The sequence below is a fragment of the Paenibacillus arenosi genome (assembly GCF_014841135.1).
GTDB lineage: Bacteria > Bacillota > Bacilli > Paenibacillales > Paenibacillaceae > Paenibacillus_B > Paenibacillus_B arenosi.
Genome location: NZ_JACYTN010000032.1, coordinates 1 through 21,599, shown reverse-complemented (window position 1 = coordinate 21,599; position 21,599 = coordinate 1). Strand labels below are relative to the sequence as shown.

At 43.5% G+C, this 21,599-nt stretch carries 18 protein-coding genes, 1 pseudogene and 1 riboswitch; of the genes and pseudogenes, 4 read left to right on the top strand and 15 right to left on the bottom strand.

Annotated elements, in window-relative coordinates; genetic code table 11:
• The 14 genes and pseudogenes from IFO66_RS21940 to IFO66_RS21880 all read right to left on the bottom strand — a co-directional run bounded on the left by IFO66_RS21940 (position 1) and on the right by IFO66_RS21880 (position 15,361).
• Positions 1-1,410 (bottom strand): NAD(P)-binding domain-containing protein, encoded by a 1,410-nt coding sequence (locus IFO66_RS21940; protein WP_192027173.1) that lies wholly within the window; start codon positions 1,408-1,410, stop codon positions 1-3.
• Positions 1,411-1,870: 460 nt separating this feature from the next.
• Positions 1,871-3,142 (bottom strand): cytosine deaminase, encoded by a 1,272-nt coding sequence (locus IFO66_RS21935; protein ID WP_192027172.1) that lies wholly within the window; start codon positions 3,140-3,142, stop codon positions 1,871-1,873.
• Positions 3,111-4,388, bottom strand: a complete 1,278-nt coding sequence (gene codB, locus IFO66_RS21930) for a cytosine permease (RefSeq protein WP_192027171.1) — start codon at positions 4,386-4,388, stop codon at positions 3,111-3,113. Before codB ends, IFO66_RS21935 begins: the two co-directional genes overlap by 32 nt.
• A gap of 395 nt (positions 4,389-4,783) precedes the next feature.
• Positions 4,784-4,963, bottom strand: a pseudogene (locus tag IFO66_RS23915) (hypothetical protein); the annotation flags it as partial.
• A 20-nt stretch (positions 4,964-4,983) separates the two neighbouring features.
• A complete protein-coding gene (locus IFO66_RS21925) occupies positions 4,984-6,006 on the bottom strand; it encodes a hypothetical protein (RefSeq protein WP_192027170.1) in 1,023 nt (340 codons plus the stop codon).
• A 90-nt stretch (positions 6,007-6,096) separates the two neighbouring features.
• Positions 6,097-6,345 carry an SMI1/KNR4 family protein gene (locus IFO66_RS21920; RefSeq protein ID WP_192027169.1) on the bottom strand — a complete coding sequence of 83 codons (249 nt, stop codon included), beginning with the start codon at positions 6,343-6,345 and terminating at the stop codon, positions 6,097-6,099.
• Between the two features lie 20 nt (positions 6,346-6,365).
• Entirely contained in the window at positions 6,366-6,929 is a 564-nt protein-coding gene (locus tag IFO66_RS21915; protein ID WP_192027168.1) for a hypothetical protein, read from the bottom strand.
• 276 nt (positions 6,930-7,205) lie between these two features.
• A complete protein-coding gene (gene purT / locus IFO66_RS21910; RefSeq protein WP_192027167.1) occupies positions 7,206-8,366 on the bottom strand; it encodes a phosphoribosylglycinamide formyltransferase 2 in 1,161 nt (386 codons plus the stop codon).
• An 80-nt stretch (positions 8,367-8,446) separates the two neighbouring features.
• A riboswitch (ZMP/ZTP riboswitch) is annotated at positions 8,447-8,527 on the bottom strand.
• A gap of 722 nt (positions 8,528-9,249) precedes the next feature.
• Positions 9,250-10,107, bottom strand: coding sequence for an STM4011 family radical SAM protein (locus tag IFO66_RS21905; protein ID WP_192027166.1), 858 nt, complete (start codon positions 10,105-10,107; stop codon positions 9,250-9,252).
• A complete protein-coding gene (locus IFO66_RS21900; RefSeq protein ID WP_192027192.1) occupies positions 10,104-11,480 on the bottom strand; it encodes an STM4012 family radical SAM protein in 1,377 nt (458 codons plus the stop codon). The genes IFO66_RS21905 and IFO66_RS21900 overlap by 4 nt, the downstream gene beginning before the upstream one ends.
• A 19-nt stretch (positions 11,481-11,499) precedes the next feature.
• Positions 11,500-12,285: an STM4013/SEN3800 family hydrolase gene (locus tag IFO66_RS21895; RefSeq protein ID WP_192027165.1), complete on the bottom strand. Its 786-nt coding sequence runs from the start codon at positions 12,283-12,285 to the stop codon at positions 11,500-11,502.
• A 19-nt stretch (positions 12,286-12,304) separates the two neighbouring features.
• On the bottom strand, positions 12,305-13,522 hold the full coding sequence (locus tag IFO66_RS21890; protein WP_192027164.1) for an STM4014 family protein: 1,218 nt from the start codon (positions 13,520-13,522) through the stop codon (positions 12,305-12,307).
• Between the two features lie 2 nt (positions 13,523-13,524).
• Positions 13,525-14,370 (bottom strand): STM4015 family protein, encoded by an 846-nt coding sequence (locus IFO66_RS21885; protein ID WP_192027163.1) that lies wholly within the window; start codon positions 14,368-14,370, stop codon positions 13,525-13,527.
• A gap of 163 nt (positions 14,371-14,533) precedes the next feature.
• The gene (locus tag IFO66_RS21880; RefSeq protein ID WP_192027162.1) at positions 14,534-15,361 is read right to left on the bottom strand and encodes a CPBP family glutamic-type intramembrane protease; all 828 of its coding nucleotides are present in this window, start codon (positions 15,359-15,361) and stop codon (positions 14,534-14,536) included.
• A gap of 512 nt (positions 15,362-15,873) precedes the next feature.
• Between IFO66_RS21880 and rocF the strand changes: the two genes are divergently transcribed.
• Positions 15,874-16,815, top strand: a complete 942-nt coding sequence (gene rocF / locus IFO66_RS21875) for an arginase (RefSeq protein WP_192027161.1) — start codon at positions 15,874-15,876, stop codon at positions 16,813-16,815.
• A 24-nt stretch (positions 16,816-16,839) separates the two neighbouring features.
• Entirely contained in the window at positions 16,840-18,027 is a 1,188-nt protein-coding gene (locus tag IFO66_RS21870) for an ornithine--oxo-acid transaminase (protein WP_192027191.1), read from the top strand.
• A gap of 194 nt (positions 18,028-18,221) precedes the next feature.
• On the opposite strand, the gene IFO66_RS21865 is transcribed toward IFO66_RS21870, so the two are convergent.
• On the bottom strand, positions 18,222-19,124 hold the full coding sequence (locus IFO66_RS21865) for a prenyltransferase/squalene oxidase repeat-containing protein (RefSeq protein WP_192027160.1): 903 nt from the start codon (positions 19,122-19,124) through the stop codon (positions 18,222-18,224).
• A gap of 579 nt (positions 19,125-19,703) precedes the next feature.
• On the opposite strand from IFO66_RS21865, the gene IFO66_RS21860 reads away from it, so the two are divergent.
• Positions 19,704-20,660: an NAD(P)H-dependent flavin oxidoreductase gene (locus IFO66_RS21860; RefSeq protein ID WP_192027159.1), complete on the top strand. Its 957-nt coding sequence runs from the start codon at positions 19,704-19,706 to the stop codon at positions 20,658-20,660.
• Between the two features lie 62 nt (positions 20,661-20,722).
• Positions 20,723-21,265, top strand: a complete 543-nt coding sequence (locus IFO66_RS21855; protein WP_192027158.1) for a GrpB family protein — start codon at positions 20,723-20,725, stop codon at positions 21,263-21,265.
• Positions 21,266-21,599: the final 334 nt, after the last annotated feature.

The window sequence follows — 21,599 nt, the reverse complement described above, 5'->3', positions numbered from 1 at the left end:
CTACCCTCCCATTAACCCAACAAATTCAGCTTCATTATAAGAATAGATGCTTTTCAAAATCTCCTCACGATTATCAGAGAACAATTGGTCTGCAACAGCTGAGACGAGTCTAGGTATCCCATATCTCATTCCCGGAAGCGAAGAGGCTGAGATGCCACAACTAACTAATGCTGAAAAGTTAAATACAAAAAGCCCATGAAGTAACTTTGAATCCTTTTTATCGCGGCATGTGAAAGTAAAGTCAGGGCCAAGGTAAGGATACGCATCAAGCTTATGGTTGGCGATTTCAGCAGGTGCATGATAATAGTCGCCCCAACGTGCAATATAAGGCTCAAACAGCTTAAGCTCTGGACGTAGAGAATGATCGGTTACAAGACCAGTGGAAATGATTAGAAAGTCAAAAGTGAAGTTACCCTGGGGAGTAGTGACAACGGCTTTTTCAGCTTCATACTGAACGTCAATCCATGGTGCACCTAAGTGTAATTGAAACCCGGGCTGTGAAGCTGCGCGTTCAAATGTGTCATTTGTAGGAGGTTGATGCTTTAAGTAATGGTCTATAATGGCATATTTATCAGCATCAGATAGTACATGAAAACGTTCAATTAGACCTGACACCCCCATTTGTCTCATTGGGTTAATACGTGGCATTTCCGTGCGGCGGACAAACACATGAGCCGACCCCACACCTTCGGATAATGCAAAATTGGCATTGTCAAAAGCTGAGGCTCCACCGCCTAAAATGGCCACTTTCTTGCCTTTTAGGGCCTTAAAGTCAATGTTTTCTGAGGTGTGTGCATAGAGGTGACGAGGTAATGCTGCGGAAATCATAGAGGGTACATGCCATTCCCCACCGCCTTGAATACCAGTGGCTAAGATAACCTTGCGGGCGAGTAATGGATTAGAAGATGCTCCTGCTCCTTCCATATGCAGTCGATAAACATCATCTCCTGTAGGCTCAATCAGTTTCACCTTTACTTCATTAATAACAGGTAAATGAAGAACTTTTCGATACCAGCGTAGATAGTTCATCCAATCGTTCCGTGGAATCTTATCGACCTCCTCCCAACTCTGTGCCCCAAATTGTGCTTCCCACCAAGACCGAAAAGTCAGAGAAGGCACTCCAAGATCAATGGATATCAAATGTTTAACCGTACGCAATGTCATCATACGAGCGTAAGTTGCCCATGGCCCTTCATATCCTTCAACGTTTTCATCGAGGACAAGGATGTTAGATATTCTTTCACGCAGTAGCCCAAAGGCTACACCTAAGCCACACTGGCCGCCTCCTATAATAACGGCATCATAGACATGCCCCTCAGGATGGCGGGTTCGGCGTATCCAGTCTTCTCCTCCATATGCAAGATAAGAAAGATCCCTTCTTACTTGTTCATTTAGAGCTTCTAAACTCATCACTTTTCATTCCTTTCGTTAGATGGTTTATTATCTTCTGAACGAATCGTTAAGTTAGTTTGTCTGTAGTGCTTTCAATAGGATGCATAGATCGATCTCAATACCTTTAGTAAGCATTTCTGAAATTGTTGAGATTGCTTCACCTCCTTATTTCCACGATCAATATACCATACCCCCCTATAGTATGAAAAGAGCTTTTTATTAGCATTTATTAAAATAGGTGTTCGGCGACTGAAGGTGTAAAGGAGGTACTCGGAGCAAGTAAAAAGCGTGGAAAAGAATTGGATAGATCTAAATTAGATAAAGAAGAGCGTACTATTGCAAAGGAAGATCCCCTCTTGTATCCAGGAAGAGTTCACGATTACGCGTCCTCTTATTACCCTGTCTACCATGAGGGGATTTTGGTTAATGCGCAGGCTCTGCTTGATACATGGCATGCTTCATTCGATTATAAATTCAATTATTTATTGAAAGTAATCTTCTCCGAACCGCCATCAAAAATGATGGACGTATCACGCGGCTTTGTTTCTGCAATTTTGCGGCCGCCTCTGAACGAATAAAGCACTACGGCCTGTTTACGAATGGCCTCATATTCGTTTTCTGCCTCAAGAACGATGAAGTTAGCAGGCTTACCTTCTTCAATGCCGTAGACATTTTCAATATGCAGTGTTCTTGCACTATTTTTCGTAATGAGATCGATTGAATTCACGATTTGATCGTAACCGAGCAACTGCGAAGCATGGATGCCCATGTGCAACACCTGAAGCATGTTGCCCGTGCCTAGCGGATACCATGGATCAAAGATGTCATCATGACCGAAGCACACATTAAGACCAGCTTCTTGCAGCTCTTTGACTCGAGTCAGTCCTCTTCTTTTCGGATACGTATCGAAACGTCCCTGCAGATGAATGTTGACCAAAGGATTAGAGACGAAATTAAGGTCAGCCATTTTCAGCAATCTAAACAATTTGTACGTATATGCATCATTGTAGGATCCCATCGCCGTCGTATGGCTTGCCGTCGTGCGGGAGCCCAGTCCGCGTTCGTAGGCTTCTTTCGCGACGACCTCCAAGAAACGGGATTGTTCGTCATCGATTTCGTCGCAATGGATGTCGATGAGACGGTCGTATTTTTCAGCGAGGTCAAATGCGACCTTCATCGAATCAACGCCATATTCCCTCGTGAATTCGAAATGCGGAATGCCGCCGACCACGTCCACGCCCATTTTCAACGCCTCTTCTAGCAATTCCACGCCGTTCGGGTAAGAATGAATGCCTTCCTGTGGAAAAGCGACAAGCTGGATGTCCATGTAAGGTGCCATTTCTTCTTTCACTTCAAGTAGAGCTTTAACTGCAGTCAAGCTTGGATCAGTGACGTCTACATGCGTTCGTACATGTTGGATGCCCTGTGCGATCTGCCATTTCAGTGCCGTTTTAGAGCGGGTTTTGACATCTTCATGTGTTAGGAACGCCTTGCGTTCTGACCAGCGTTGGATGCCTTCGAATAGCGTTCCGCTCAAATTCCATTCTGGCTCGCCCGCCGTTAACGTTGTATCCAGATGAATATGAGGTTCAATGAATGGCGGTAGCACAAGCGAACCGTTGACGTCAATTATTTCTTCATCTGTAGTGGCTTCTTCCTGTGCTTGCGTAATTTGTTCAAACTTCCCGTCTTTCACGACGATATTCCATAAACCTTCTTTACCCCGCAATTTGGCGTTCTGTATAATCATTTATTTTCCCCTTTTCTTTAGATTCTTTCGCAGGAACGATAAGCATCAACACGATGTAAGCTACAGCCGTACCAATCAGTGCATTTAATGGCGTAATTCCTGGAGCCAGCTGAGCGAAGGCAACGCCGAGGGCCCAAGCGACCATCGCTATCCAGTTCACACTCATGAATGTTGTATCGGCAAATGGTTTATAGTTTCTTCGCTTTATAAAAAAGTAGTCCGCGATAATGATAGCCCCGATGGACGGTACCGCAGCGCTGAGCACACTCAGGAAACCTACGAAATTGTTGTACATCCACATGGCAAATATAGTACCCACGATGCCGTTTACAACGACGAGAAGCTTTTTCGAAATCTTAGTGATGTTTGCAAAACCCAATCCGGAAGCGTAAAGGGCATTATCGTTGGTCGTCCAAATATTCAACCCCAGAACAATGATCGCAGGAATGGTCAAACCTTGCAGGAACATGACCTCTGAGATATCAGCCAGCTTATAGGCCATTGCACCTACTGCGCCGAACAGGAACATGAGTGAATTTCCCAAGAAGAACGCAACGACTGTTGCCGTAACCGCCTGTTTGGATGTCTTGGAATACCGGGCAAAATCGGGTGTCAACGTTCCACCACTTATGAACGACCCGATACAAATGGTCAATGCCGCTGCCATCGTAAGCGTCTCTGTTGGCGTGTAATCGAGCAACCCTTGCAAACCACCAAGCGATGCTGCTCCTTCGAACATCGAGTAACTACCGAGAATGGCAATGGCCGGAACCGCAATATAGCCCAGAATGACGAGCGACTTCATACCGAAAATGGCTGTTGCCGTCATTGCGAAACCGAACAAAAAGATCAACAGGTACACGTTCCAATCCATGGCTTTGGCTACCGGAACCGCGAACATGGCGACGCCGACGCCGAACCATCCGACCTGTGTGAAGCCTAACAGGAACGAAGGCAGGTACGAACCTTTCTCACCGAACGAATATTTTGCCAGCAAATGCGTGGAAAGTCCTGTTTTGGCTGCGATATGAGCCAGCGATCCTGTATAGATGCCGAGTACCAAATTTCCTACCAGTACAATTCCAATGAACTCCATGAACGTCAAGCTGACTCCCAGCGTTCCCCCTGCCAACATACTTGCCGAAAAGAAAGTGAATCCCAACATTACGGATAATGTCTTCCAAAAATGGTTTCTCTGCGTTTTCGGTACCGCTTGCCACGAAAACTCTTGATCTTGATTGCTCATCAGAATACCTCCAGCTTAAAGTGTTCTGATACCAAAAAGCAGAAAAAGAGGCTACTTGTCATGTATCAAACTGACAAGTAGCCTCTTTTTTACATCTTAAACCGCGCGAAAAAGCAAAGCATCCCTGACGGAATATGCCCTGTACACGCGTGAATAAATAGATCCGCTTCCCTTGTCAGCCTCTCTGGACTGAATTAAAGGTACCAGTATTCAATTACATACTATTATTTTTAAAAAACGTATAATTGTCAATGTTAATATTAACCATCGGTTATGCAAGCCATTTCTTCTCTACTAGCATTTCCTACAAACGCTTATTCTTCCCGATGAATAAAAATCTCTAATCTCTCCATTAACGCATGCTTCATAGGTTATCTCAGTCCCAGCCAATATTGTGGCGCAACGTGAAGGTCCGCCTTTTTTCCCGATTGCGCTGGTCCGATAGATAAACTGCCCACACCGGGTCGCATAACAAGAGTGTGGCTGCGTGGACCCGTCAGGTCAAGAGAATAACTGCCTTCTTCTTTAATAAAAGCAGAAACGCGAGCTTGGTTATCATTTGGCACTTTCTTCATCCTTTCTTCTACTCTATGAATTAGATGCTCCATCTTTGAAAACCCAGCTTGAATAAGGAATCTTGTATTTCTAAGTCTACTTTGCTTTTGGATGTTGTAAATTCTAACTCGGACAATGCACGCGGAAGCTTTTGCTGGATGAAGGAATCAAAATCAATGGCCGTTTTGAAAATGCGGAGCTTGCGCAGTGACGGTAGCCGCTCCATATCCGACAAAAATGATAAACCTTTACAATTTGAAATCGTCATCTCCTCCAACGTCTCCATCCCACGATCAAAGCTAATTTCACGCATCTGAGCTTGATCCTCAATCGTAAGGCTCGTCAACGCTCGGAATCTCGTAATATTACTCAGGTCATGAAAACCCCGGATTCTACAAATTTCCAAGTGATCAATTTCATTCTCTTCGATTTCCTGAATATGCTCTCGCCCTCCAAGTAAGATGCGAAGATGTTTCAACTTCTTCAATCGGTTTATAAAATGTAACGGTAATTTACTAATCGAATGTAGCGCGAGATAATTTAACCCTTCCAGATAGCCGAGTGCCTCCAGGTTTTTCACCTTGCCCCCAACATGCAAGTGTTCCAGATGAGAGAACTCCTTAACATATTGCAGGTTGAGAAGCTTTTTGTCCGAAATAATGGATAAATCTCTTAAAGATCGAAGTGAGTCTATTCCCAAAATATCCGAATTCTCCAGCTCATGTATGCCCACATGCAAACTGTGTATGTGTTTCAAAGCAGACAATGTTTCAATGTTATGTGCGTGGATAAGACTATTTAGATGCAGGTTTTTGACATGAGGAATCTTCAGGAGCGTACGAGCATCGAACGAGAGGGAATTATGCCCGTAGAAACGTACTCCGAAGTTTTCATCGAAACGTGCGCAAAGCTCATCCACTTCCTCCAAAATAGAGCCATAAAAATCCGGGTGAGAGAACTGAACAATCACTTGGTTACCAGCGCGCAAGTCCTGCTTGATCTGTACTCGATCCAGCGCATCAGGATTATTGATCAAAATCTTTCTTTTCCATTTCTTACGCATTTTTTAACCTCCTAACGGAATCCATTTTTTGCTCCAAATCAGAGTCGATCTTCGTCGATCCACTCCACCTGCTCTTCTTCCTCCAACAAATCATTCATCATAGACCATGTTTCGATGATATCCGGGACAGATAAAAGGAGTTGTAGCCGATAAAAGGTACTTGTTCATGTTGTCCATTTCATGTGGATAGTAATGAAAATCGCTCGGTAGTTGGACGTTTAATGTGCTTTCTAAGAGGTCAATTTCTTCTTCGGTAGCAGGAGGGTTAACGGTAGAATAAATCGGCTGTGATATCGTTTCAATATGTTTTAAAATGTTATCCCACACGTCCTTAGCCATGCAGGATGACCTCCACTCTTTTAAAATTCATATTTCCTAAATCTATCTCTGAGAGCTTCTTCGTATGGTATCCACTCCGCATCACTCCATAAAAATATTTTCACAAGTTCCGATAGCTTATCTACGGCTTGTGCTGGTCCTGTCATCTTTATTAAAGCGTCAAAATCCTCACTACGGATATCTAACGCTTCTCGGAGATAGTCATCATTAAAACATTCTTCTTTGAGCTCATATTCATCCTTCGTCCAAGGTTCGCAAAAGATTCTTTCAGCCTGGATGTCTCCATCCCCGAAGATAGATAACTCGAATATTTCCTCATTCATATATCCGGCAGTCATCACCGGTCCCTCGATGAGCTGGGACAACGTTTTGCCGATCCTCTTCACTGTCCCCCATACGAAATAATCGTGGAGCACGCTGATCCAGACCTCGTTGCTTTTACTTACATACATGATAATTTTGGTTTCTTGACCTTCATTTTTACCCAGTACTTTAGGATGCTTTACGCTTAGCTCTCTTAATGCTTCGACAGTCTTCTCAAGGTTTTTCGACTTGATATGTAAATTTGCGAATGATCTTCCCACAGGATAACCTCCTAAAACTATGGATGTTTAATGTTCATTACCTAATAAAGCTCTAAATAATTTGTATCTTATTTTCATTATAGTGATCATTTATCTTGAATCCACCTACTTTTTACCTGAATATTGGAAATGTGTACGATTTACTCCCTCATGAGAAAAGGATGTCCCTAGGCCATTTAAGACTTTGGGACACCCTTTTTTAACAATTCCATATCTTTTACATTCTCTACCTACTTCTGAGTAGATTCATTCAAAAAGTCCATAAAACTCGTTGAATCAAGCTTTTTCCACCTGCAGCTGATCCAGTGCCAGCTTCGCGCGCTGACGTGCGATTTCCACAGTGTCCGCTCCAGATAGAGCAACAGCCATCCTTCTACCTACTTTGGTAACCGGTTTGCCAAAGATGCGTAGCTGTGTGTTCGGAACTTCCAAAGCATGCTCAGCTCCTGTAATCGTATAATTCTCCAGCTCTTGTGTTGCTTTCAATGGTCGGCTGGCTCCAGGTGTGATCAATGTAATCTCCGGAATCGGATATCCGAGGATAGCTCGGACATGCAGTGCAAACTCAGACAGATTCTGAGTGACGAGTGTGACTAATCCGGTATCATGCGGACGTGGCGAAACTTCACTGAAGTACACTTTGTCTGCCGTCAGAAACAGTTCAACACCAAACAATCCATAGCCCCCGAGCTCATCTGTGATGGCTCGAGCTATCGACTTGGCTTCCTCTAGCTGCTGCTCACTCATCGCATGTGGCTGCCACGACTCGATATAATCTCCGTCCTCCTGAATGTGTCCGATGGGTGCGCAGAAGCTTGTACCGTTCACAGAACGTACTGTCAGCAGCGTAATTTCGGATTGGAAGGTAATGAACTCTTCAATGATGACCCGTCCATTTTGCACCCGTCCGCCTTCCATGGCAGTTTGCCAGCAAGGTTCAATATCATGCTCACTTCGGCAGACACTCTGTCCTTTGCCAGAGGAGCTCATCAATGGTTTAATTACACACGGATAACCCATCTGCTGTACGGCCTCAACAAATTCCTCATATGTATCTGCAAAGCGATAGCCTGCTGTAGGCAAACCCAGCTTCTCAGACGCAAGTCTACGAATTCCCTCGCGATCCATCGTCAGCTTCGCAGCTCTGGCGGTCGGTATTACGCGATATCCTTCATCTTCGAGCTTAACCAGTTCCGACGTAGCCAAAGCCTCAATTTCAGGTACAATCAAATCCGGCTTCTCCTGCTCAATAACGCTCCGCAGCTTGTCCCCATCCAGCATATCTATCACATAACAACGGTGCGCAACCTGCATAGCAGGTGCATGCTCATAGCGATCAACTGCCACCGTCTCGATTCCTAAACGTTGAGCCTCAATGATTACTTCCTTGCCCAGTTCTCCCGAGCCCAGCAGTAGTAGTTTTGTTGTATGTAGCATAATTGTCAGCTCCTCTTTTCATCAATTAATAGATTAGTTATGTCAAAATACAAGAAAGAGGCAAGGGAAATACACTCCCTTACCTCTGCCCAGGCGTACGGCCGTTGTCATCTATGTGCTCCCTCATGGTGCCCCATGCTACGCCAGTCACACATAAACCTATTCATTATCAGTAAAATCATACTGAACTTCCTGTTGAAATGCAACTATTTCCAGATCAATCATAAAACCATACGTATGCTGCCCTAGACCCAATAATATAAAATTCGGCTTTTCTATTGTCTCCGTCCACAAATCTACCGATTTTTCGCCAAACTGCACAACCGTCGCTGCCGGTTTTTTCAGTCCATACTAAATCAGGAGGATTGGGTACAGAATCAGCTTCGTATAAAGTATAGTAATCGTGCGCTGTTGAACACACTCTGAAATCTCCCCCAGTAGAATTGACAGTAGGACTGCTTACGTAAAAATTGGGGCCTAATCTAATTAGCCGATCTTCACCTACCCAATTCCACTTTCCATCCCCGCTCTGGGAAGTTACTGGCGGATCCCCTATTGCGCTCGCCGTTGCTAGCGGAATGATACATATTAGTGTTAGTAACAACAAAAAGATTCTTGTCCTTACCTTTTTATGCAAACCCATAATGTCAATCTACCTCCTAAAAGTAGGTTTTCACCAAGAGAATATGATTGATTACTCTTTATGGATATGCATTCCAATTCAGTTTGTGAAAGGTTATTTCATCGTTTTCATTTTCGCTTATATTATTACAGGATAGTTCATTTTACTTTACATGCAAAAAACACCTCCAATTTATACGCCCTATCTCACGGAATGGTCGTTTACTTACTTGAAGGTGTATTGATACCCGCTGTTTCCCCTTTACGATAATATAGCAATCCGTTCGAGCGCGCGTTCTCCGTAAATAGAATCGAACGGCTGCTCCTCCATATGGATATAGCCTATATAACAATCACATTGCCTCATACGACACGGGCGTTCTTGAGCAATGCCATCAAGCCCATCTCTATACAAATTTCCGATCACTAGACGATCCTTATAGCAGCGCTTTACGCGACCGTCTCCTTGGACATAGAACACATTTTTTCCAGCGCGGCACGGCTTGTCCATACTATCGTAATCCTGGGCATTAAGGCCAAAATAAGGGTCCACATCGCTTAAAAATGCTAAATCCTCGGCAGAATAGTAATCTTTTTTATCTTTGTAGGCGTTCACCCACATATAAACATCATCAGGCAGTGCATTCCTTAATGAAGAAATGGAGCTAAACGCACTCTTAAGCCCAACAGACCCTACACTGAACGATATTTTTTGCTCATAAAGCTTACCGCATTGCTGTAAAAATCGCTCTTCCTTCGTCTGGCCAGGGTGATAGGTTACCCAAAATGCAGCCGTAATTGGGTTCAGATCCCGCGTCCAATCTAGCTTAGCGGATAAGTTGGTTTGTATTGCGACTTTATTAACGTGCTGCATGTGGGACAGCTTAACCATGGCCTCTCTATACCAACGATGCGTAAGTCCTTCGCCATATGGGTTGAAAAACACAGATAGCTGATGTCCGCTTTCTTCTTGCTTCCCTACCCAGTCGACAAACTTCTGTACTTGCAGCCTATCCTTCGTCAATGTCTCTTGACTATCAATATTTTTGCTAAAAGGACAGTAAGGGCAGTCATAATTGCAAGAGCTCAGGCTCCCGCGAAAATAAATGGTCGCCTTCATGACAGTACACAGCTTTCCATACGCGACCGTATTTCCGGAGAGATGAACCAATCTCCTATGGAATCGGAGTACATTAACCCTTCATCCGTCAGTTGCAGTATCTCATGCTCTATAACAGCAAGCTCTGTATGCAAGAGGAGATTCAACTCTGGATAATCGTTGAGAGCTGATGTTGCAAACCGCTCTGTATATTCGCTCAATGCCAAGCCTTCCGTATGAAGCAGTGCTTTCAGTATAAATCTTCGCTGCTGGTCATCCCTGCTTAACACAATACCGTAATCAGCATGAGTGTAGTCGGACGAAGCTACGTAATCGGCAATGATGCTTGCAGTAGCAGAACGACCTACGCTGTAGCGTGAAGAGTAATGAACCGTTCTTGTGTAAGAGCGTGCTCCACAACCAAGTCCGATCATCCCCTCCTCCTGACAACCATAAGGAAGCAATGATTTCTTTGAACCCGCTTCCGCTTTGGCAAATCTGCGCATAGAGTACTGGGTATATCCATGTGCAAGTAATCGATCCCTCGCTGCACGATACAACAGAAGCCTTTGATCCTCGCCACTCTGTCTGATCTGCTCTGGCTTTACAATCGTGTGTTCTCGCGTATACAGCGGATAAATAAATAGCTCTTCTGGATCATAGGACAACGCCTTATCTAACGAATATATCCATGAATCTAGGGTTTGACCGGGAAGACCATATATCAAATCTAGATTCAGAATCGGAAATGAATACAACTTGAGCTGTCTCAGAGCTCTTTCGACTTCCTGAGGCTTTTGGGGACGGTAGATTGCATCCGCTTCAAATTCAACGAAGCTTTGAATGCCCATACTGACCCGATCGACCTGCCTACTCTTTAAAATGTCCAATCGTTCGGTGCTTATCGTCTCGGGAGATGTTTCTACCGAGATGGAAGCTTGACTCGGATCCATTCCCATTCCATGTTGAGCAATATGAAACAACCGATCCAACTGGTCAGGTTGCAGCAAAGTCGGTGTGCCGCCTCCAACAGCAAATCGAGCAATTGGTGCATTTGGAATGAGCGTGGCCCATTGTGCAGCTTGTCTCTCCAAAGCATCGACATAGTTCGTATGTACATCAGCCCTCTTGTCAGGCAGTGTGAACAAATTGCAAAATCCGCAGCGTGCTCCACAAAACGGGATATGCATATATAAAAAGAGTGAATCTGCCTTTTCCTGACTCCACAGTTCCGATAAGGGCAGCTTCCTCTCTAATTCTCTATAGGAGGTTTTGTGTGGATATGCGTATAAATAAGACCGGTAAGGCTCTGATGTTAGGTTATCCTTCCAGCTGCGCAGAGCCTCCGAGTTCTGGATGATGTCCATGTAATTTGGGTAGACCGTAAGGCTCATCATAGTCCCTTCTCTCACTTTACAAAATAAATTCACGATAAGGTACGTTCCACACGACCTCATGTGCTAGCCTATGACCGTTATATCCATCCTCACCATATGCGGTGCCATGATCTGAAAATACCATGCAAAATACAGGCCGTTCTCGTTCTCGGAATGCCTGAAATAATCGACCAAGCTCGCCGTCCACATATCGGAGTGCCGCGCGCTGCGTCTCTATGGAGTCTTTCTTTGCTCCTGGTATAAAATAATGATTGGGCCCATGAATCGCTGATACATTCATAAACATAAACAGACGTTCTGTCTGATCCGAATTGTGTAGCAGCTTGATGGCATGGTTCACCTGATGTTCGGTAGAGCGTTGATTCGTAACCCCAAATGTCATCCGCCAATAGCTTTCTTGGAAGTAGCTTGGAAGAACTTTGGCGAGCGGAACTTTTTTACTAAAAAAGATGACTCCACCTATACAAATCGTGCGGTAGCCAACTGCCTGCAATCCAGATACGATATCCGTTGTATCGAATTGCCATGTATACGGATGTGTCTTTAATCCCGTATTTTTCGAATGAAACAATCGGACATGATCTGCTTTATTTGTCGTAGCGGGTGTGGGCAGAAATCCGCCAAAGAAAGCATGATGAGCTGCATATGTGAAGCTGCCCGGCGTATGTCGCTTTTCCCAATGCCCTGCCCCGCACAAATTCGGACAGTTTTCTTCCTCCAGTACAGCGACGTCATACCGCAGCGTATCTAGCGTAATCATGAGAATATCGTGACTGCCTACAATTTCATTCATGTTAAACATCGTGGTAATCCTCTTCCATTTAGATAGTCGTAGATAGTGAGGTCATTTTCATTTCCCATTCATAGGGATCATGTCCTACATAATAACTATGGTACAGTAAATCTCCGAACGGATTTACATCCAATACGTAAGGTCTATTGGAACCGCTCGTCAAACAAACATCTATGCCTGCGACCGTAGAACGCGGAAATACCGATAACGTTTGTTCTGCACATTGTCGTACGCTAGCTTGAAGTTGCTCAGATATGCCTACCTCCTCCAAGCTCATTCGATCACTGTCGAGATGCAGATTCGTGATAGGCGTTCTGCTTACCCTTGCAATACTGTGACAAGCTTTACCTGCTACGACAAGCTGGCGGATATCAAAGGTGCGATCTCGATAAGACGCTTTTGGAATCCATTGCTCTACATGAGCGCCATGTCTTAATAACCAATTGATGATTTGGCGAATGACTTGGGGGTCTTTGTAGTTCGCCAGCTTTTTTACGTTATAAAATATAGGCGGTCTTCGCAGATAGTTCTCCACCCCTATTGTCGTCACGGCCGATTCTGCCCCTGTAACGGGGTTTACTTGATAGGCGATCACGCCGCATGCGCCGGAACCAGCTGCAAGTTTAATAAATAAACGATAGATTCGCTCTTTTGCCATAGCATCCCGAAGTGTATCGTAATTTGGTATGGCTTCCGGCGCAGCTAATCTTCTAGGCACCGGCAATCCAGCTGATGTTAGGATCTGATGAGTATGCCTTTTATCGAACATGGCGGCTATATCCTTGGGATCATTCATCCATCGTGGCGTATTCCACAACCGTGCTGCCTCCCGGTCCAGTTTAGTTAACAGAATGCAATACCCGCGAAACCACTGGGAAGGATGATACAACTTTCCCTTAGCTTCCATCATACCTTTGGCCATCTTTACCGAGATAGGCTGAACAACGCTCTTATTAAATTTAAGCCAACGTTCGTCTTCATGTTGAAACGCCGCATCAGGGGCACCGAGTGCAATAAGCTCACGTTCCACTTCAAAATGTTCCCCGGGCGCGTCAAGCCGGAGCAACGGAGGTTTATCCAACGTTTGCCCCATGCTTTGTGCAACTGAATGTAAGGATGCCTTTCCCTGCAGTACATCCAAATAATCCAGAACAAGAGCCGGAGGTAACCCCAGCCGAGCTCTTGCCGCTTGTAGTCCGGTTGTTCTTCGATTACCGGAATTGCCAATGATAATCATCGCTTCCATCGTTACTCCGTCAAGGAAGGATAGCGATAATCCTCGTCCTCATCAGAATCTTGTTGATCGCTAACATCTACGTTGAGGCCTGACTGCTTCCAACGATTCATCATTTCATCCGACATGTAATGGTAGCTTAGGTCTAGCTGCTTCAATTTCATTATCTTTTCACTAGTGATAAGTGCTTCAGCCCCACTATCTGTCAACGTCCCCATAGAAAGATCTAACGTATGTAGTTGATCAACAATCGGTGAATTGGCTACTGCAATAGCGATTTCATCTTGAATTTCACTGTCTTTGAGTCCAAGATAGGTAAGCAAAGGGAATTTCCCAGGTTCAATCAACGGGAGCACATCTTCAAGACTTCCGTCAAATCCATACTCCTCGACCCCTAAATAAAGCTCCAGCTTCTTCAAGTTTTTGAAACTACCTTCACTTATGCTAGTAAGGACGTCTTTGCCAAGCCCGCCGCAAATAATCGTAAGCTCCTCCAGTTTGTCATGTTGAGCGGGAGCTAGGCTCAGGTCTGTGCTTCCTTTTATCGTGAGTGAGCGAAGTTCTGGATAAGCAGCTAGAATCGGCCCAATGTTAGATTGATTAATCCAAGAGACCTCGCATTCTTCATAGGACATATCGCCAATAAATAAGCTCCGCAGCTGTGGGAAGCGGTCTTTCAGCCGAACAAGAGCTTCGACAATTTCACTAGAGTCATTTTCGTAGGCGCCGCCCCAGTCACCGATGATGAGACTTTCAAGCTGAAGGGTTTCATCCTTGCCTGCGAGCGCCTCTATTAAATCTACAATTTTGACACCACTCTCGTATTGATCATAATCGACTGATAGTTTACATTCGGACATAACGATACCTCCTAGATATGAATACAATCTTTCTTTCATTATAATAGCCATATTTATAAGTTACAAATGTTTACCAATTCATAAACATGTTTTGCATAGTAGTCTTGTAGAAGGAAATTCTATATCTCAGGTAAGTATAGTTGTAATTAATGTCCAATGTCATCTAACGTAAAGGTTCTTTTTTACTCCAGCTATAGTTTGTATACATAAATGATAATACCATCGCTCCAGTAGCACTTGGCAGCAAAATAAATGCAAAGAACCGAAGTGTAAACATTCCACTCACATCAAAATGGCCGTGAGTAGATCCTAAAATTTGTGTTGCCGTCATTATGGCTGCATGAAATCCAATGGATGTCCATACATTCCCCGATATCGCCCTAAGCATACCTAATATAATTGCAAAGCCAGGGATAAATTGAAGCTGTTCCAACGAATAAATGGCCCCTATACAATAAGCAAATAATGAGAACAACAATGCTTGTAAAAGGATTGTTGCCCAATGAGGGAAGCATGCATGTAAGTAGCGATATATGTATCCTCTAAATATAAGTTCTTCAGGTAGTGCCTCGATTAAAAATACAGTTATAAATAAAATCAAAATACTTTGTAATAGGAAATTTAAATCGGTAGTAACACTTATGCTAACCCACCCAATTCGAATACAAATAAATAAACCAATAGATGCAGGTATTGCCCAAAGTAAAAAACCAAGAAGAAAGGAAAAGATATTTTTCTTAACGGTTGTTTGTCCAAGCTGGTTCCATTTCATTTTGTCCCATTTTAGTGCTACTTGTACGAGTGTTAGCGTCAAAGCAGTTGTGAGCAGTGCCATTAAAAAATGTTTAAGAGGGCTATATTCTTGCCCAATAAACGTGTCACTAACATAAGCGATACCATTCCAAATGAAGATACCTATAATGAGCACGATAGCAACCCTTATTATTAAGTCTTGCACTTTAAAATTTTTCGTCGTCATCGACTTATTCACGTTACTTTCCCCTTTAAATTTTTTGTTTGTACATTGTATTTACCATGAAGGCTATTCTGAGAATTAAATGGAAAAAGAGACTGCCTATCTGAGAATATATAGAAGTAACACCAATGGCTCTAACCAGGTAGATAAAAATTATGTCTCATACCTTTACGTTAGCACGGCAACACCATTGGATCAACAAACTTTATATTCTTCCACTTAATGCATGAATACCATCGCATGAATATTCAAAAGCCATTTTATTAAACGGTGGTTAACAATTCACAGCATGTCTTCATATGCTAAGTTAGAATCAAATTCTGATCCTTTCACATACACACCGTGCATTTTGCATAGAAATACAACTTTTAGTATTTAAATTTTCAGCTATTAAATTTACATTATTTTCTGCTATACTAGTAGCGAATCTTAAGGTAACACGATTATTTACTTTAACAAGCAACAGCTTATTATCTCCAACGATCTTGTTTGTTTATATTCACGGACATAGGGAAAGGAGCACTCTCATGAGAAACAAAGCTGTATCTTTATTAAGTGTACCATTCGGACTAGGCGGGGCTCGTCAAGGAGCAGAGCTTGGTCCAAAGGTCTTGATCGAAGCTGGTATTGTACGCCATCTAACGAATTTGAACATCCAAGTTATTAATGAAGGAGAAGTCATCCTTCCTCCCGTTGCTGCCGCCTCAGAATTAACCGCTATTGATACGAGTACCAAACAATTTGTAAGCGCATCCACAAATCTTAAATATCTAAATGAAATCATTATGCTGAATACAGTTGCTGCTGACAGAGTAAGTAACATCGTCGAACAAGGACACTTCCCTCTCATCCTTGGTGGTGATCACAGTATCTCTATCGGAACAATTGCAGGAATTAGGCGACACTATCGTAATTTAGGCGTTATCTGGTTCGATGCCCATGGAGATTTGAATACGGAAGCGACAAGTCCAACGGGAAATATTCACGGTATGTCGCTCGCTGTCAATCTTGGCCAAGGCCATCCTTTGCTCACCCAGATTCACCAAAGTGCTTACCCGATTGATCCGAGTAAGGTCGTCATTATCGGCGCTAGATCGCTTGACCAAGGAGAGCGCGAATATATCCGTTCTTTCGGTGTGACCTGCTTCACGATGCATGATATCGACCGCAAGGGCATGCTGCGTGTGATGGAAGAAGCACTGGCTATCGTAGGTAGCGGTACGGACGGTGTACATCTCAGCTTCGACATTGATAGTCTCGACCCTTACGAAGCACCAGGTACTGGAACTCCAGTTCAAGGCGGAGTAAATTATCGTGAGGCTCATCTTGCGTTAGAGCTTATGCACGAATCAGGACTCATTACCTCAGCAGAGTTCGTCGAAGTCAATCCAACCTTAGATCAAAACAAACGAACCGTTCTTCTTGCTAATGGGCTTATCTGCTCACTGCTCGGCCAAACCATTTTATAATTCCTAATAAGGAGCGGATTGATGATGAATAAATCTAAGCAAATTATCGATCAGACCGAACAGTACGGTGCCCGTAACTATCACCCCCTACCTATCGTCATTTCACAAGCCGAAGGAGTCTGGGTCTCCGATCCTGAGGGTAAACGCTATATGGATATGCTTAGCGCTTATTCCGCCTTGAATCATGGACATCGCCATCCGACTATCATCCAAGCACTCAAGGATCAAGCTGACAAAGTCACACTAACTTCAAGAGCCTTCTATAACGATCAGCTAGGTCATTTATATGAACAGTTGTCTACCCTCACAGGAAAAAAATTGATTCTCCCAATGAATACAGGAGCAGAAGCGGTGGAAACCGCAATTAAGGCGGCACGAAGATGGGCGTATGATATGAAAAAGGTTCCTGAAAATGAAGCAACGATTATCGTATGCGAAGGGAATTTCCATGGACGCACGGTCACGATAACCTCTTTCTCGTCCGAAGATAGCTATAAACGCGGCTTTGGACCATTCACCCCAGGGTTCGTCACGATTCCGTACGGTGATATCGAAGCATTAGAACAAGCGATTAACGCAAATACCGCCGCATTTTTAGTGGAGCCGATTCAAGGTGAAGCGGGAATAATGATGCCAGAGCATGGATTTCTGCGGGCAGCTCGGGAGCTATGCAGCAAGCACAATGTCTTATTCATTGCCGATGAAATCCAAACAGGTCTTGGACGTACAGGTAAAATGTTTGCTTGTGACTGGGAAGATGTCGTTCCAGACATGTATATTCTCGGTAAGGCATTGGGTGGTGGTGTAATTCCCGTATCTGCGGTAGCGGCCGATGAGGATGTGCTAGGCATCTTTAATCCAGGCTCACATGGTTCAACCTTCGGTGGAAATCCACTCGCAAGTGCGGTAGCTGTAGCGGCCCTTCAAGTGCTGCAAGATGAACAACTCGTTAAGCGCTCACTTGCACTTGGAGATTATTTCATCACGGCACTGCGAGGCATACAATCCCCACTTATTAAGGAAGTACGCGGCAAAGGGCTTTTCATCGGCGTTGAGCTTACAGAAGCTGCTAGACCCTATTGCGAACAACTGCAGCGCTTAGGCGTGCTTGCTAAGGAAACGCATGACAACACGATTCGCTTCGCTCCACCCCTTGTCATTACACAAGATGAATTGGATTGGGCTTTGGAACGCATTAAACAAGTACTGTAAGGTAACGCTTCAGACGATTTCTATGCAGGAAAAAAGCTGTCTTCCATGTAATAGGTAGACTCTCGTCCTTCCTTTATAGGTAAGACAGCTTTGGTTAACAATTTCTCAAATCAGTGCTAGGTAGCCTGACGCTCATTTCAGAACCTAGATGGAAGGTTCTGTTGTCATACCCAGATCACTGTTCTAAAGCACACTTACGCTCGTAATCGTTCGATCACTTGATTCAGTTGTTGAGTCAAATAAGGCGAAACGAAACCAATACCTGCTACTGCTTGGAGCAGGGGAAAGGTTCGCCCACCCCACGGGCCTTGTGGATCAAAAATCTGTCTACCGATTTGTAAGCCTTCTGCCTCCATTAATGGTTTCAAGCGTTCTAAACCTTCCTGAAGCACGTCGATTGGAAGTGGTTTGTTTCTACGCCGGGACCATTCTGCCAAGAAGAACATGCCACGCAAAATATCATATTCAAAGAATCTCGGAAAGCAAGGCTTCAGCCAAGTTCGATCAATGACGCTCCCATTTTGTTTTGAGCATACAAGACGATGCTCTATTAAATAACGTGCGCCTTCGTCTAGGTAAATAGCTTCCTGCTCAGTAAATTCGCGGTTTGTATAAAAAAGAATAGCTTCAAGTGGTGGAAGTGTTGAAATAATAGAGCTTTTTTTAGAATGCGTATACGCTTCAGGCTCGCAGTTCAAGCCACCATCAGGTAGCTGGTGTTTTAAAAGCCATTCACGAATCCAAGGGAGTTCCTCATCCAAATCACAGCCATACGCCATTAATATCATATAAAATACGGCAAGTTCACAATGGCAGCAATCCAGCTTCATTTTATCGGTTTCACTTGTTGGGTGATCATCGGTGGCTATCATAAAAGTTTGCCAGACCTGGGTTTTAAGTAAATGTTTAGCTCTGACGATCGCTGACTCGGGAATTCGTGTTACCTCACCCATCTCATAAAGAGCAGCCATATGCCACCAAGCTCCATCCCATTTTTGGCGACTGAACTGGCCATGATCTATCGTAAAATTCGTTGCACATTCAAGAAATTTTATAGATTCTTCAATCGCCCAATGAATCGCTTGATTCGTTTGCATCTAGTATCTCCTTTTCGTTAGCTCGGCTTCAAGATCCAGTAAAGCATTACCTTATGACATGTTTTTTCACGTTAACAAATTCGATGGGTCATTAATCAATCCGATAATCTTGCAGAATCATACGTACAAGCACTACCTACATGAAGATACTAGTAAAGGTCCCGCAGCATTATTGTAAATCTTATTTGTTAAAAAATGAGTAGGCATGGAAGCCCTGCTCAATCATTTATAAGATATTGCCTATCAAATTATTAGTAAATATACTAATATATATGATAACGCCTATTCTATTCTCTCCAAGCAATTAGGTGGCATGTCTACCATTTAAACTGCTCCACCGCGGCCATCAGCCCCATTTTGAAAACCACACTGAGAGCACACCTACACCAATTAATTAAAACAAAGAATTATCATTCGAAAAAACAATCAAATGCTATTAAGCTAATTTTTAATTCAGAATGGATTGACAACGCCTACATATTCATATACATGATACGCTTCCCTCTAAGCGCTTTTTCCTTTTAATAGCAGAGATTCAGTTTATTAATTAAAATATGAACGACGAGAGGATGAGTTCAATTGTCCAAACGGTTATCTCAAGCGATAGCACATCAACTCCACTTACCTGTTATCGTCGCCCCTATGTTCCTTATTTCCAGTCCCAAAATGGTTATCGAAAGCTGCAAATCCGGATTGATCGGGTCATTTCCTCTCTTAAACGCACGTACTTCAGATGAACTTGACGAATGGATGCAGCAAATAACGGATGCGCTCTCTGCCGCAAAGAGCGATGACCCTGAACGAAAAATTGCTCCGTGGGCAGTCAATCTTATCGTTCACCAATCGAATAAGCGCCTTGAAACCGATCTAGCCCTAATCGTGAAACATCAGCCACCGATCGTCATTACGTCGCTTGGCGACCCACAGCCAATTGTTGATGTCGTACATCAATACGGCGGGCTTGTCTTTTCCGATGCCAGTACACTTAAACATGCGCAAAAAGCTGCGCAGCGCGGCGTAGACGGACTTATCCTTGTCTGCAGCGGCGCTGGTGGACACGCAGGTACGATTAACCCCTTCGCTTTTATCGCTGAAATTAAAAAAACATGGAAAGGCATAACGATTCTCGCTGGCAGCATCTCAAATGGGCAAGAAATTTTGGCTGCCAAAGTACTCGGTGCTGATCTTGCATATATGGGCACGCGTTTTATCGCGACAACCGAGAGCTTTGCCCATGATGATTACCAGATGATGCTTATCGATTCCACGTTGGATGATTTGATTTACACGGATGCCATTAGTGGCGTAAAAGGCAACTATCTTATTCCAAGCATTCGCAATGCAGGACTCGATCCTGCCAACTTGAATAAAAAAGAAAACGTGGACTTTTCCCAACTTAATGCGACTGAAGCCAAAGCGTGGAAGAACATTTGGTCAGCTGGTCAAGGATTAGGAGCGATCCAACATGTTGCTCCCGTCGCACAGGTCACTGAAGAATTAAAGCAGCAGTATAAGGAAGCGTTAGATGCTTTGTAGGTGGAGCTTCTATACAGCCACATAAAAAAAAGTGTTATAATTTGCAAAAGGAGATTTGTTAAATGGATAAAAATAATAAGCAAAATGCTTGGCCTTTATGGGCAACTGAGTCGGTAGAAATAGTTAAGGCAGATCCTGATTGGCAAGACAAAGGGAGACAAGAAGAACAGCAACTCTATGATCTTCTATCTTCCCTTGGTATAAGCAAGGTATTACATATAGGAAGTACATCTATTCCTGATTTACCTGCTAAACCTATCATTGATCTAATGGCTGAAACAGATTCATTTGACAGAGTAGCAGATATTTCAGCGAAATTGGAGACATATAATTGGCATTATGTAAGCCCGGAACTAGACGAAAGACCTTGGAGAAGATTCTTTGTAAAGGTTAAAAACAATAAGCGTGTGGCGCATTTGCATGTGATGGTTAAAGGAACTGAACGATGGGAACAGCAACTTTTGTTTCGTAATCGTTTACGAGAAAATCCACAATTCGTTTATGATTATTCAATTCTTAAGAAAGAATTAGCGAAAAGATTTAACCAAGATAGAGAAGCATACTCAAAAGCAAAAACAGACTTTATTAAACAGGTTCTAAAATAATGTGGAATCAAATTTGTGCGAGATCATTGACACTATACTAGAGAAAAGTCCCCTATCCTCATCATCGGATCTTGATATTTTTCAAGATTACTATGTTTAATCAACGCCATTATCCTCTTCTGACATACACAGTAATTAAAAAAGAGAAACCCTGTGACCTTTGAAAAAGGGACAGGGTTTTATAGCAATCTAATTTTGACAAGAACGACAAGATCGAGTAGGAGGGGGCGCCTAGCCCCCGTCCTCTCACACCACCGTACATGCGGGTCCGCATACGGCGGTTCCAAAAGGTTAACAAAGTTCTACATAACGAGTAAGTAAACTTCTCAGCCCT

What these genes read in the sequence shown, in the direction of transcription:
- IFO66_RS21920 (WP_192027169.1), bottom strand. Translation starts at nt 6,345, where the DNA reads ATGGCTAAGGACGTGTGGGATAACATTTTAAAACATATTGAAACGATA.
- IFO66_RS21870 (WP_192027191.1), top strand. Translation starts at nt 16,840, where the DNA reads ATGAATAAATCTAAGCAAATTATCGATCAGACCGAACAGTACGGTGCC.
- IFO66_RS21935 (WP_192027172.1), bottom strand. Translation starts at nt 3,142, where the DNA reads ATGATTATACAGAACGCCAAATTGCGGGGTAAAGAAGGTTTATGGAAT.
- codB (WP_192027171.1), bottom strand. Translation starts at nt 4,388, where the DNA reads ATGAGCAATCAAGATCAAGAGTTTTCGTGGCAAGCGGTACCGAAAACG.
- IFO66_RS21855 (WP_192027158.1), top strand. Translation starts at nt 20,723, where the DNA reads ATGGATAAAAATAATAAGCAAAATGCTTGGCCTTTATGGGCAACTGAG.
- IFO66_RS21890 (WP_192027164.1), bottom strand. Translation starts at nt 13,522, where the DNA reads ATGGAAGCGATGATTATCATTGGCAATTCCGGTAATCGAAGAACAACC.
- IFO66_RS21885 (WP_192027163.1), bottom strand. Translation starts at nt 14,370, where the DNA reads ATGTCCGAATGTAAACTATCAGTCGATTATGATCAATACGAGAGTGGT.
- IFO66_RS21865 (WP_192027160.1), bottom strand. Translation starts at nt 19,124, where the DNA reads ATGCAAACGAATCAAGCGATTCATTGGGCGATTGAAGAATCTATAAAA.
- rocF (WP_192027161.1), top strand. Translation starts at nt 15,874, where the DNA reads ATGAGAAACAAAGCTGTATCTTTATTAAGTGTACCATTCGGACTAGGC.
- IFO66_RS21900 (WP_192027192.1), bottom strand. Translation starts at nt 11,480, where the DNA reads ATGAGCCTTACGGTCTACCCAAATTACATGGACATCATCCAGAACTCG.
- IFO66_RS21925 (WP_192027170.1), bottom strand. Translation starts at nt 6,006, where the DNA reads ATGCGTAAGAAATGGAAAAGAAAGATTTTGATCAATAATCCTGATGCG.
- IFO66_RS21940 (WP_192027173.1), bottom strand. Translation starts at nt 1,410, where the DNA reads ATGAGTTTAGAAGCTCTAAATGAACAAGTAAGAAGGGATCTTTCTTAT.
- IFO66_RS21895 (WP_192027165.1), bottom strand. Translation starts at nt 12,285, where the DNA reads ATGTTTAACATGAATGAAATTGTAGGCAGTCACGATATTCTCATGATT.
- IFO66_RS21905 (WP_192027166.1), bottom strand. Translation starts at nt 10,107, where the DNA reads ATGAAGGCGACCATTTATTTTCGCGGGAGCCTGAGCTCTTGCAATTAT.
- purT (WP_192027167.1), bottom strand. Translation starts at nt 8,366, where the DNA reads ATGCTACATACAACAAAACTACTACTGCTGGGCTCGGGAGAACTGGGC.